The sequence below is a fragment of the Pseudomonas sp. NFACC39-1 genome, from assembly GCF_900110355.1.
Classification (GTDB): Bacteria; Pseudomonadota; Gammaproteobacteria; order Pseudomonadales; family Pseudomonadaceae; genus Aquipseudomonas; species Aquipseudomonas tehranensis.
Window position 1 is genome coordinate 321,264 of the sequence record NZ_FODL01000003.1, and the last position, 12,378, is coordinate 333,641.

The following is a 12,378-nucleotide window of genomic DNA, read 5'->3' on the forward strand; positions in this document are numbered from 1 at the left end:
CGACCAATGGCCGGTGCCGCTGGGTTGGCACTTTTTTTATCGCCGTCAGAAGTCTTGAGCTCAGCGCAACTGCACCGGACTCACCCCAAGCCGTTGCTTGAACGTGGTTGCCATGTGCGCCTGGGAATTGAACCCGCAGGCGAGGGCGATTTCCGACAGCCTGGCTGTGGAGTCACGCATCAGTGCGCGGGCCTTGGCCAGGCGCCGGTCGATCAGGTAGCTGTGTGGGCTTTTACCCGTGGCGAGCTTGAAGGCGCGCATGAAATATCCCTCGGACAACCCCAGTAAACCGGCCATCGCCGATACGCCTAGCGGCTCGTCAAGACTCGCCTCGATAAACTCATCCAGCTGGCGCATGCGCCGGGGGGTGATAGTGCCTTGGTTGGGTGTCGACAACGCCGCGTCACCCGTCGCCCGTTGCGCCAGCGCCAATGCCCAGGTTTCCCAGTCGTCTTCCACACCGGCACGTAACAGCGCGCCGCGCATTCGCAGGGCCAGATGAATGGCCCGCTGGTCGATGCGATTGTTGAATGCCCGATCCCCGGTCAAGAGGGCGCCGTCGGTACGCATCACCCGCAGGTATTCGCCGCCTTTGCGTGATTCGGAGAACACGTCGCACCCGGCCGGGACGAATGCCAGGCCGTTGGGCATCGCCTCGAAGGGAAGCACTCGATCGCTGCCGAGGGCGTGCACGCCGCGCTGGCTGTCGAAGGCAAAACCAATCGACGCCTGGGTTGCCACATAGCGGGTCGAGTAAGCAGCGCTGGGCAGTAATTCGATCACCCAGGCCCCGGTCTCGACACGGCGGACCGGTTCAGACAAGGGCGCGGGTGGTCGGCTATTTGAATGGCTCATGAGCGTCATAGTAGTCAAGACAGGGCGCAAAAGTCAGGTCGGTTTTTTGAAAGCCGACCCAAGGCTGCGGTGTCTAGACTGGCTAGCCACTCAGGGAGACAACCTCATGCACCGACTGACTCGTGACGATATTGAACAGGCTGCTCGCCATGTTTACCAAGTGATGCCCGCCACTGCCCAGTATTCCTGGCCCTTGCTGGCCCAGCGTCTGGGCTGCACGGTGTGGGTCAAGCACGAGAACCACACCCCCACCGGCGCTTTCAAGATACGCGGCGGCATCACCTTCATGCATTGGCTCAAGCGCGAACATCCAGAAGTAAAAGGCATCGTCTCCGCCACCCGTGGCAACCATGGCCAGAGCCTGGCGCTGGCGGCGAGTGCGCTGGGTTTGAAGGCGTTGATAGTCGTGCCCCAGGGCAACTCGCTGGAAAAGAACAATGCCATGCGCGGCTTTGGCGGTGAGGTCATTGAGTGTGGCCGGGATTTTGATGAAGCCCGTGAAGAGGCAGCCCGCTTGGCGCAAGTGCATGGGCTGTTCCTGGTGCCACCGTTTCACCTGGAGCTGGTCAAAGGCGTGGCCACGTACGCACTGGAACTGTTCACCGCCGCGCCGCAGCTCGATACGGTCTATGTGCCGATTGGCTGTGGGTCGGGCATCTGTGGCGTGATCGCCGCTCGCGATGCGCTGGGCCTGAAAACCCGGGTGGTGGGGGTGGTGTCCACTGAGGCCATGGCCGCAAAGTTATCGTTTGAGACCGGCGAAATACGCGAAACCGCCTCGGCAGATACCTTTGCTGATGGCCTTGCCGTGCGCAAACCGATTCCCGAGGCGTTCGCCCTCTACGCAGCGGGGGCCGCATGGATCGTAGCGGTCAGTGAGGCGGAAATTGCCGAGGCCATGCGCGTCTATTACACCGACACCCATAACCTCGCCGAAGGGGCCGGCGCCGCGGCCTTGGCGGCGCTTATTCAGGAGCGTGAAGCCAGGGCGGGGGAAACAGTGGGGGTGGTTCTGTCGGGTGGCAATGTCGATCGATCGGTGTATGCGGGCGTGATCGGGGGGTAACAGGTGCACACGGAATGGATCTGAAAAAACGCCCGTTGATGCGTGTAATGCTGTTCGTTCAAGAGAAAACGGTGTTTCTTCCGAGCTGGGAAGGCGCACCGTTTTTTCTTGAATGAACAGCTTTATGTTGATGCGCGACACTTCGCGCATTCAAGCGACTTCCAAGGGAAATGGAGCAAACCGTAAAACTGACCTCAAGGGGCTGGTGCATTGGGTTAGTGACCATCCGCCACCTTGCGTTCTATCTCGGCTATTTTTCGTCTCAGTGCCTCCGCTTCCTCCTCCTCGGTTTGGGCTGAAGTGGGGCTGTCCTCAACATCGCTTTCAACCTGTGTGCCGGATGTATCGGTAGACGGGTTGTGCGATGTTTTTTCCAGATCGTCATCGTTGTTCATATCGCTCACCTCTGTTGGCCTACACATTGGATGCAGCGGCATGGCGTGAGTTCGAGTTTTTTGCCAGCGATCAGGACAGAACCGCGCTCAACAGCCCACCCGCGACGCCGCTTCCGATCACCACCAGCCACGGCGGCAACTTCCAGAACATCAGGGCGACCAGTGCCACCAGAGCGAGTCCGAAATCCTGTGGTGCGTGAATTGCGCTGGTCCAGACAGGGTTGTAGAGGGCAGCCAGTAACAGGCCAACCACCGCCGCATTGACGCCCAACAGTGCGGCTTGGGTGCGCCCGTTACGGCGCAGGCGCTCCCAGAAGGGCAATGCGCCGACGACCAGCAGAAAGGAGGGGGCGAAGATTGCCAAGAGGCAGATCAGGCCGCCCAACCAGCCGGACGGGGCATTGTTCATCGAGGCGCCGAGAAACGCTGAAAAGGTAAACAAGGGGCCAGGAACAGCCTGCGCCGCGCCATAGCCGGCCAAAAAGGCGTCATTGCTGACCCACCCGGTAGGCACGACCTCGGCTTGCAGCAGCGGCAACACGACATGCCCGCCACCGAACACCAGTGCTCCGGCACGGTAGAAAGCGTCCACCATCGACAGCGTTTGATTCGGGAACATGGCCGACAGCAGCGGCAATCCCATCAGCAGGGCAAAGAACAGCGTCAACCAGAGCAGGCCAACTCGACGCCTGACCGTTATTGGCAGGGGATCATGGGTTGAATCGTGCTGAGGCTTGAACAGCACGAGGCCGATTATCGCTGCGATGGCAATGACCCCCACCTGTCCCCATGCCGTCGGCATCAGAAGGACGAAGCAGGCCGCCGCCGCCATGAGGGTGATGCGCGGTGCATCCGGGCAAAGATTGCGCGCCATTCCCCACACGGCTTGGGCCACCACGGCGACGGCCACCACCTTCAGACCGTGCAGCACGCCGGAAGGCAGCGCATCGCCGTAACGGGCGATGCCCAGCGCAAACAGAATCAGGGCAATCGCTGACGGTAACGTGAAGCCCGCCCAAGCGGCCGCCGCCCCGGCGTAGCCAGACCGGGACAGCCCGAGCGCGATCCCGACCTGGCTGCTGGCGGGCCCTGGCAGGAACTGGCACAGAGCAACCAGATCCGCATAGCTGCGTTCGCTTAGCCACTGTCGCCGCGTCACGAACTCTTCGCGAAAATAGCCCAAGTGGGCAATGGGGCCACCGAAAGAGGTCAAGCCCAATCGTAAGAAGATCAGAAAGACCGCCCAAGGGCTGCGGTCAGTTCCAGCGGTATCGGCCATGGTCACACCTGGGGCTGTGGCAGTGTGGCGCGATAATAATCGAATTACGTTAACGAAAAACGATATAAAGGCGAACACTTGGACGCTCTTATTAATCGGTGTTGCACCCCGTTGCTATCAGGCTTTGGCCTTATCCATCGATAGGCTCGGTGGGGCAGAGCGGACAATGACGCTGATGATGGTCAATGCCGCAATCACCAAACCGGGCGAGGTGGCCAGCAAGACACCGGTGGTGCCGGCTCCGGCCGCCAGAATCTGCCCGGCCGCCAGAGGCCCGGCCACCGAGCCTAAACGACCGATCGCTACCGCTGCGCCAACGCCGGTGGCACGCACCGACGTTGGATAGGAGGGTGGAGCCAGGGCGTAAAGCACCAGTTGCGCGGCCATCACAAACAACCCGGCTGCAAAGCCGGCGATGGCCATGGGGACGATGCCCCCAGACAGGCCGACCCCGCCCAGCGCCACCAATAATCCGGTGTACACGAACAGCACCACCTTGATGCCGTTGCAGCGATCCAGCAACAGTCCGCCAAGCAAGGAACCGAGGGCACCGCCGATATTGAAGAGCATCTGCACCAGGCCTGCCTGGGGTTTACTGAAGCCCTGTTCCAGCAACAGCGAGGGCAGCCAGTTGAGCAACATGTACATCACGGTGAGGGTGAAGAAGTAGCTCAACCACAACGCCAGGGTCACGCTGGCCCGGCCTTCGCCGAACAAGGCTTGACCGGTTGACGTGCGCATGGGGTTAGCGGTGTCTTGTTGCTGGCGAAAGGCGCTGGATTCGGGCAGCAATACCATCATCAGTGGCACCACCAGCAACGGCGCGAGCCCGCCGATGATGAAGGTCGTCTGCCAGTGTTCGGGAAACAGCATGGCGACCACCGCCGCCAGAGCCCCACCCAATGGCACGCCGGCATACATGATGCTGATAGCCGTACCGCGCCGTTGCTCGCCCACGGCTTCGGCACACAGGGCGATCAGGTTGGGCAGGGCGGCGCCCAGGCCCAGGCCAGTCATGAAGCGCACCAGCAGCAGGCTGGAAAAAGAGCCGACATAGGCAGTGCTGAGCGAAAACACGCCAAACAGCAACACCGCTGCGATGAGGATTTTCTTGCGACCGATGCGATCGGCAATCCAGCCACCGAAGAAGGCGCCCGGCAGCAAACCGATAATGCCGGCACTGAACACCCAACCCATCATTTTCGGGTCCAGGGCGAAGGTCTGACGCAGCCCTGCGGCGGCAGTGCCGGCAGCTTGCAGGTCAAAGCCTTCAATCAAAGCGACGATAAAACACAGGGCAATGGTCAGCGTCGTGCGACGTGATGGGGTGTCCATGGCAAACCTCTTTATTATTTTTGTGAGTGTACTGACGGGCGCACGCAGGCTTGCTCGCATCCTGCAATGCCAAGCCGAAATTAAGATTAACAAAGATAACTAAAAAATGAACGCTCACAGAAGAAGCCCAAAATAATCGCTATAAGCTTATTTAAATCAATGGCATGTAATGTATTTTTGGGGGTTTCTTGAAAATAGATATGAATATTAATGTTCGATTATCGGCCAGTATGGATTGACGGCGCCTCCGCCTTTTCCCACTCTCTGGCCCGAGATCGCGGCTATATGGCTGTCGATCACGTTCAAAAAAAACAACAACAATAAGTGGACATCGGACATGGCGAATTCACCCCGGGGCGTCCTTGCGACGACCTCAGTCTCACCTCTTTGCGCACGGGGCCTCGTCCTGTTGGGCTTATATGCGGTCACCACCCCCGCACTGTCGGAAGGTTTCATCGACGATAGCCACGGCACCTTGACCTTGCGCAATTTTTACCTGGATCGGGATTACAAGGACGAGGGGGCGAAAACCGCAGCTCGGGAGTGGGCTCAGGGCTTTATCATGAATGTGGAGTCGGGTTTTACGCCGGGCACTGTCGGTTTCGGCCTGGACGCCCGTGGGTTGATGGGGGTCAAGCTGGACTCCTCACCGGACCGCAGCGGCACTGAATTGCTGCCGGTGTCCAGCGGCGACAAGCGCGCGGCGGACGAATATTCGCGCCTGGCCATGACCGCCAAAATGCGCTTTGCGCAAACCACGGTGAAGAGCGGCGATGTGTCGATCTTCCTGCCGTTCGCCTTTGCCAGCCCGTCGCGGTTGCTGCCGCAGACGTTTCGCGGCACCACGCTCAGTTCCAAGGACATCGACGGACTGACGCTCAATACCGGCTACATCGATCGCATCAACAAGCGTGACTCCACCGACTACCAGCCAATGAGCATCGCTTCGCCGAACGGACGTTTCAACGGTGCGGCCACCTCATCGCACATGGCCTATGTCGGTGGCGATTATCAGGTAAACAAAGACCTCAGCCTGCGGGTTTATCACGCTGAAGTAGCCGACCTGTACCAGCAGAACACCCTGGCCTTGCTGCATAACGTGCAAGTGGGCGAAGGCACGTTGAGCACTGACCTGCGCAGTTTTTTCAGCGACGAAGAGGGCAGTGCCAAGGGCGGCAAGGTGGACAACCGCAACCTCTCGGCGTTGTTCGGCTATCGCGTTGGCGGTCATCGCCTGAGCCTGGGTTACATGCACGCCAGCGGCGACACGGCGACGCCTTATGTGTCAGGCACTGAGTTGATGGGCATGAGCGAGTTGACCATGAGCTCGGACTTTCTCAACGCCAAGGAACGGACCTGGCAGGCGATCTACGATTATGACTTCGCCGCCGCCGGGGTGCCCGGCTTGAAGAGCCGGCTGCGTTACGTGCGCGGTGACAATATCGAACTGGCGGCACTCAATGCCGACGACCGTAAGGAGCGGGAATTCCAGATGGAACTGGGCTATGTGATCCAGGGCGGTCCGCTGAAGAATGTCGGGTTGATGGTGCGCAAATCGATCTATCGCAACGACTTCCCGGCCGGCGCGGCGTTTCGCGATGAAAACCAGACCCGCTTCCTGGTGCTCTACACGGTGCCGATCTGGTAAGCCGTGGGGCGAGTGGATACCCGCGTTGCGCAAGCGTGGGCTGAGCTGTGCTCAGCTCAGCTCACCTTGGATTGAGCCGGCCCGGTCAGGGCTGCTCGCGACGCACAGCTACTTCACCCGCTCAAAGATGATATGAACCTTCGTTCCGTCGGGACGCTGGAAATTTTCCACCATCCGGTTGCCGTCGACTTTCAGTTGCAGGTCATCTTGAGTACGTGTCGCGCCCACCCAATTCGGGAACGTCGATCCTTCGACGGTATTGCCGGTGAATTCACCGTTCTGGTCGACGGTATATCGTCCGAAGAAACCGATGCTCCCAGCCATCGCTGCCCGGTTTTCCTCATCGGTTCCTTCGCCCCGAACGCTGGATCGAAACGCAGGCACTCGCGGATCGGTGAGCACCTCGACAAACGTCAAATCTTCAGTGAACACCAGCCATCCATGTGGATTGGGGCCGTACGCATCCGATCGGATGCCATCGCGTTCAATGGTTGCGCTGACCATTTTCCATGTTCCGACCAGTGGGTTTTTCGTAGCGGAAAACGCTGCGGTGCAAAGCGAAAAGGCCATGATCGCACCCGCTGCCAGTACCGATATTTTCAGAGTCATTCGCATCACCGTTATTGGTTATCTGAACACTGTTGTAGAGGGTTAAAAACATCACGCATTCATCAGGGCAACCAGGGCGGGAACAGACAGTACGGCTGTGTAATAGCCCATGAACTGCACACCGATGTTGAACCCCAAAAAGCGTGAGAGGAAACCGCCCAGCAGGCCGATGGTGACGATCACCAGCAACCCCAGCAGGCCACCTTCCCAAATGCCGATCACCAGGATCAGGCCGACAAAGGTCGAGATCACCGCTTCGTGACTGATCTTGCGCGACACGTAGGACGCGGCTCTGTGGGCGTAATTCATGGTGAAGGGGTAAGCGATCAGGATGGCGACGACCACCGCCAATAACCCGTAGCCAAAAAACTCCCAGGTGCTGAGCAGTGAATGCAAGTTGTTCACCTCGCCTGTCGCCGCGTCCACGCTAAAGCGCGGCGGAGCGTTGAACAGTGGCGCTGCCGGGCCCGCTGCGACAGGGCTCAGTGGCAGGCCGAAGGCGATCAGCGGGATCAAGGCTTCGGCCAGGTAGGTTGATTCCGTAACGCCGTTTCGAGCGGTGATGACCGTGGTCAGGCGATGATAGACATGCTTGACCCTCGAACCGACGAGCTCGCCCATGATGACGGTCATGGCCACTGGGCTGAACACAAAGGTCGCGCTGGAGATCACCGCCGTAATGGCCGTCCACAGGCTCTGCTTGCTGTCCAGCACCTTGAGCGGATTAGGAAAAAAGCCACCCCAGCTTTTTACGTCGGGCGACAGGGAAAACGTGCGCACTTGCTGGCGTCGCATGGTTTCCCGCTCGGCGGGCGCGAGCAGTGAGAACAGCGCGGCGATCAACGGGCCAATGGCGATGCCCAGAAAGTAACTGACGCTGAGCTTGACCCCGAACTGTGCGGTCATGGTTTGCAGGCCAACGATGATCATGACGAACGGAATCAGCGTCAGCACGGCGGCCAGACGACCTTTGGAGAACCACGCGATCGCCACCGCCGCGAGCAGGAACACCCAAGGCGCAGCCTGCTTGATCATGTCCCCGAACGGCGCCAGCATCAGCGCGAACAATACGGCCATTGGCACGGCGATCAACGCGGCAATGACAGCGCCCGAAATCATCTTGCGCAGGGCAATGTGGGGCACGCCCAAGTTGCGCAGAAAGTTGGCCTCGCGCATCAATGGCGTCGCCATGGTGTCGCCAGGAATACCCAGCAACGCCGTCGGGACGGCATGGGTCATATGTTTGGCGACGGCGCCGGCCAGAAAGAACGTCAGCACGCCGGGGGCCGGGACGCCCAGCAGGACGACCAGCAAGGTCAAAGGGGCGAGGGTGGTGGTTTCATCGCTTCCGGAGATGAGCCCGATCCCGGCAAAAATCACCGCCCCCAGGATCCCCATGCCCAGTGCCACCAGGATCTGATCCATCAGTGGAACGATCATGATTGACCTCCATTGCCACTGACTGCGCCGACACCCACGGTGGCTGTTGCAGCGGGGCTTTTCGCGGGCGCACCAAGGCCTTTCTCGTAATCGGCGAACAGCTCATACAGGTCCATTTCACGCAGTTCCGCGATCGTCGCCGGCGGCAGATCAGCCAGACTGCCCAGTGGGCCGTACTCGTTCTGCAACTCAATCAGGATTTTTGCGCGCCAAGCCGGATCCGCCAGATGTTCTATGACATGGCGCTTGGGTTTGAAAAGCAGCGCACTGATGGCGCCACCTGCCAGGCAGCCCACAATACCTACCAGCATCGCGTAGGCGCGGGCCATCTGCGCGGAGTCCACCCAGCCGACAAGCAGGTGCTGGGCGATAAAAAAAGCGCCAAGGCTGACGGCTGCACCGATGCCTATGGAGTAGAGCAAGTGGCGACCATCAACCGTGTCGCCCCATACTTCAAATAGTTCGGATTTCATCAGGATTCTCCCACTGCCCCTGGAGGGTTTTATTGTTATGAACGTGAAGAGATGTGCTTGAATTCGTGGCTATGAGTCCGACGCCTGCGCGCGTTTTTGCCCAAGAAGTTCAGCGGCTTTGTCTGAGCGCACGTCCCGGGCTTCGACCATCTGCGCGACCAGCCAATCGACCTCATCGCCCCTGGCCCCCGCCGAAAGCGCAATGTTGCGTGCATGCAAAGCCATGTGCCCGCGTTGTATCCCCTCGGTAGACAGCGCACGCAACGCCCCCAGGTTTTGGGCGAGGCCGACCGCCACGGCAATTTCGGCAAGTTCCTGAGCGGTTTTCACGCCCAGGATGCGTAACGACAGTTGGGCCAGCGGGTGCGTCTTGGTCGCGCCGCCGACCAGGCCGACGGGCATGGGCATCTCCAACGTTCCCACCAGATGGCCCCTGCCATCTTTTTCCCAGGTCGTCAGTGACCCGTAATGTCCGTTACGACAGGCATAGGCGTGTGCTCCGGCTTCCACTGCGCGCCAGTCGTTGCCGGTGGCGACGATCAATGGGTCGATGCCGTTCATGATGCCCTTGTTGTGGGTGGCCGCACGATAGGGATCGACCACTGCAAAGTTGTAAGCATCGAGGATGCCTTCAATGACGTCCTCGCCCTTGTAGGCCTTGGTGGTGAGATGTTCCGGTGCAATACGGATCTGGGCTCGGGCAAGCCGCAGGTCGGCGAGGTTCGACAGAATGCGCAGCCGGACCTTGCCGCCGGTAATCTGCTCCATCAGCGGGGCCACGGCTTCAGCCATCGTGTTTACGGTATTGGCCCCCATCGCGTCGCGTACATCCACGATAAGGTGGGCGACCAGCATGGGGCCGCGAGGGCTCTGGGCGAAGGTATGCACTTCGATGTCGCGGCAACCGCCACCCAACTGGTTCAGCAGTTGATCCTTGCGGTTGGCCAGTTCGATGATTTCGTCCTTGCGGCGCAACAGACTCAGACGGGCATTGAAGGGATCGTCGATGTCCACGATCTGCACTTGCGCGCGCATCAGCGGCAGCGAGCTGGAGGTCTGAAAACCACCGGCTTCGCGCGCCAGTTTGGCCATGAACGAGGCGGCGGCGACCACCGAAGGCTCCTCGACGACCAACGGCACAATGACGTCGCGTCCGTTAATCTGGAAGTTGCTCGCGACAGCGTAGGGCAATTCAAATTTTCCGATGACGTTCTCGATCATGCCATCGGCTATTTCCAGGGGCAGGGCGCCAGCATCGCGGAGCAGGGCAACGTCATCTTCTGCAAGCTCAAGCAGCTGTTGCAAGTGGTTCAGGCGCTCGGCTGGCGACAGGCTACGGAACATCGGGAGGCGGGAGTCGATACTCATGGAAGGCATCCGGTTGCAGTTATTGTTTTTCAATGCCTGCCACCCTATGCGTATGTGTCCTGGCAAAAAAGGTACAGTTTGGACAGACAGTACCTAAGCTGTACCCTCTGCGAATCATTCCTCCAGGACTTCGTACAATGGCACGACTGACGCTTGCCCAGGAGCTGACGGCATCATTGGTTGCGCAGATCGGCAACGGCACCTACCGAGTGGGTGACCGTTTACCGTCCCTGCGCGAGTGCATGCGTCTGTTTGGTCATTCGAAAAATACGGTGATCAACGCTTATGAATCGTTGGCCTCCCAAGGACTGGTCGAGGCGCGTCACGGGCAGGGTTTCTTCGTGACACGAGGCGCGCCGAGCAGCAGCGAACCGGAAGAGCCACTGCCCTTTACCCGGGCGATGGACACCATCTGGCTGATGCGTCAGCAGTTTGTCCGAGAGCCGGGGCACTCGCCGCTTGGGGAAGGTTTTCCGCCCGTAGAGTGGCTGATGGATCTGCGCTTGGACAAGTTCACGCGCCAGATCATGCGCATGGGGGTCACCACGCTTTTTCGCTACGGCAACCGGCTGGGTAACGCTGCATTGCGCCAACACCTGGTGCAAAAACTGGCGAGCTATTCGATTACCGCCAGTGCGCGGCAAATCGTAACGACCCATGGGGCCAATCACGCACTGGATCTGATCATCCGCCGCTTCATTGCCCCGGGGGATTACGTTTTTGTCGAGGATCCGGGTTATTACCCGCTGTTTGGCAAGCTGCAACTGCAAGGGGCGCGAATGTTATCCGTACCTCGATTGCCGGACGGGCCGGACCTGGACGTGTTGGAGCAGCATCTTCTGTTGCACAAGCCGAAATTATTTTTCATTCAGTCGGTTGGGCACAATCCGACGGGCTCCGATATCTCCCCCGGCAAAGCCCATCGACTGGTCCAGTTAGCCCATGAGCACAACTTTATCCTGGTGGACGACGACGCGTTGGCTGATTTCAAACCGGCGTCGGCCATCAAGGTGCCTGCGCTGGATCAATTGAACCGTTCACTGTACGTGGGCAGTTTTTCCAAGTCGGTTTCTGCGGCATTGAGGGTGGGGTTTATCGCGGGGAGCAAGGACGTCATCGATGAACTGGGTGATCTGAAAATGCTCCTGCACACCAGCACCTCGGAGCTGTGTGAACGAACCATTGATGTCATCCTGACGGAGGGGCATTTTCTGCGGCATCAGATCCGTCTCCAGGAGCGGCTCAAGAGCGCCACTGCGTCAGGTTTGCAGATGCTTGATGAGATAGGCGCCGAGGTGTTCTTTCGGCCAGAGCAGAGTCTGTATTTGTGGGCCCGGTTTGCCCACATTGATGACGCCAGGGAGCTGACCCGGCAACTGCTGCCGAAGGGATTCATGATTGCTCCCGGTCACATATTTTCACCGGAGCAGTCGCGTATCAATCCCTGGACGCGATTGAATGTCGCGTACCTGAATGACCCGTTGCTTAAGGCGGTGTTGAGTGGCTGATGGCTCACCGCTCATCGGTCACCGTGCTAAGGCTGGGTGTGCGCGCCGGTTGAAACAACGCTTTCGTTGCCGTCTACGCCCCGCGCCTCAACCGGCACCCAGAGGCGTTCACTGCGACATTTGAATTTCACGCCTTTGCGCGGCGCCATCGCCCGGGCGTTGTCCATGCACACCGCCCTGGAGGCAAAAGTTGGCCCCGGCTTTCGCTCTTCTACACAACCTTCAACGCCGCTGCAGATAGCCATAACCACAAAATAAACGGTCATCATCCTGAATGCTCCTATTAGAGCGATGCGATTAATTGCTCTGCCGTCAGGCCCTGAAATGCTGGCGGTGACAGTCGGATGATGTGCCTGCTTTCAAAGCCTCAGCAATGGCCCGCATGGGCCAATCGTCGGAAAA

At 59.4% G+C, this 12,378-nt stretch carries 12 protein-coding genes; 3 read left to right on the forward strand and 9 right to left on the reverse strand.

The genetic code is table 11. The annotated features are described in order from the left end of the window. Positions 1 to 60 precede the first annotated feature (60 nt). The gene (locus BMY45_RS08250; RefSeq protein WP_092396475.1) at positions 61 to 864 is read right to left on the reverse strand and encodes a helix-turn-helix transcriptional regulator; all 804 of its coding nucleotides are present in this window, start codon (positions 862 to 864) and stop codon (positions 61 to 63) included. Positions 865 to 961: 97 nt separating this feature from the next. Here BMY45_RS08250 and BMY45_RS08255 point away from each other — a divergent pair, with 97 nt between their 5' ends. Then, positions 962 to 1,921, forward strand: a complete 960-nt coding sequence (locus BMY45_RS08255; protein ID WP_092396477.1) for a threonine dehydratase — start codon at positions 962 to 964, stop codon at positions 1,919 to 1,921. A gap of 215 nt (positions 1,922 to 2,136) precedes the next feature. Here BMY45_RS08255 and BMY45_RS08260 read toward each other — a convergent pair whose 3' ends face one another. From BMY45_RS08260 to mhpT, 3 genes are all read right to left on the reverse strand, one after another. Then, a complete protein-coding gene (locus tag BMY45_RS08260) occupies positions 2,137 to 2,316 on the reverse strand; it encodes a hypothetical protein (protein ID WP_092396479.1) in 180 nt (59 codons plus the stop codon). Positions 2,317 to 2,386: 70 nt separating this feature from the next. Next, positions 2,387 to 3,595, reverse strand: a complete 1,209-nt coding sequence (gene chrA, locus BMY45_RS08265) for a chromate efflux transporter (RefSeq protein WP_177193319.1) — start codon at positions 3,593 to 3,595, stop codon at positions 2,387 to 2,389. Positions 3,596 to 3,712: 117 nt separating this feature from the next. Further along, positions 3,713 to 4,930 (reverse strand): 3-(3-hydroxy-phenyl)propionate transporter MhpT, encoded by a 1,218-nt coding sequence (mhpT, locus tag BMY45_RS08270; protein ID WP_092396483.1) that lies wholly within the window; start codon positions 4,928 to 4,930, stop codon positions 3,713 to 3,715. Between the two features lie 337 nt (positions 4,931 to 5,267). Between mhpT and BMY45_RS08275 the strand changes: the two genes are divergently transcribed. Next, positions 5,268 to 6,578: an OprD family porin gene (locus BMY45_RS08275; RefSeq protein ID WP_092396485.1), complete on the forward strand. Its 1,311-nt coding sequence runs from the start codon at positions 5,268 to 5,270 to the stop codon at positions 6,576 to 6,578. A gap of 108 nt (positions 6,579 to 6,686) precedes the next feature. Here BMY45_RS08275 and BMY45_RS08280 read toward each other — a convergent pair whose 3' ends face one another. From BMY45_RS08280 to BMY45_RS08295, 4 genes are all read right to left on the reverse strand, one after another. Next, positions 6,687 to 7,187 (reverse strand): lipocalin-like domain-containing protein, encoded by a 501-nt coding sequence (locus tag BMY45_RS08280; protein WP_092396487.1) that lies wholly within the window; start codon positions 7,185 to 7,187, stop codon positions 6,687 to 6,689. A gap of 51 nt (positions 7,188 to 7,238) precedes the next feature. Continuing rightward, entirely contained in the window at positions 7,239 to 8,627 is a 1,389-nt protein-coding gene (locus BMY45_RS08285) for a tripartite tricarboxylate transporter permease (protein ID WP_092396489.1), read from the reverse strand. Further along, the gene (locus tag BMY45_RS08290; RefSeq protein WP_092396491.1) at positions 8,624 to 9,100 is read right to left on the reverse strand and encodes a hypothetical protein; all 477 of its coding nucleotides are present in this window, start codon (positions 9,098 to 9,100) and stop codon (positions 8,624 to 8,626) included. The genes BMY45_RS08285 and BMY45_RS08290 overlap by 4 nt, the downstream gene beginning before the upstream one ends. 69 nt (positions 9,101 to 9,169) lie before the next feature. Continuing rightward, positions 9,170 to 10,468: a hydroxymethylglutaryl-CoA reductase, degradative gene (locus BMY45_RS08295; protein WP_092396493.1), complete on the reverse strand. Its 1,299-nt coding sequence runs from the start codon at positions 10,466 to 10,468 to the stop codon at positions 9,170 to 9,172. 137 nt (positions 10,469 to 10,605) lie between these two features. On the opposite strand from BMY45_RS08295, the gene BMY45_RS08300 reads away from it, so the two are divergent. Continuing rightward, a complete protein-coding gene (locus tag BMY45_RS08300) occupies positions 10,606 to 11,976 on the forward strand; it encodes an aminotransferase-like domain-containing protein (RefSeq protein WP_092396495.1) in 1,371 nt (456 codons plus the stop codon). 26 nt (positions 11,977 to 12,002) lie between these two features. On the opposite strand, the gene BMY45_RS08305 is transcribed toward BMY45_RS08300, so the two are convergent. Beyond that, the gene (locus BMY45_RS08305; protein ID WP_092396497.1) at positions 12,003 to 12,245 is read right to left on the reverse strand and encodes a hypothetical protein; all 243 of its coding nucleotides are present in this window, start codon (positions 12,243 to 12,245) and stop codon (positions 12,003 to 12,005) included. Positions 12,246 to 12,378: the final 133 nt, after the last annotated feature.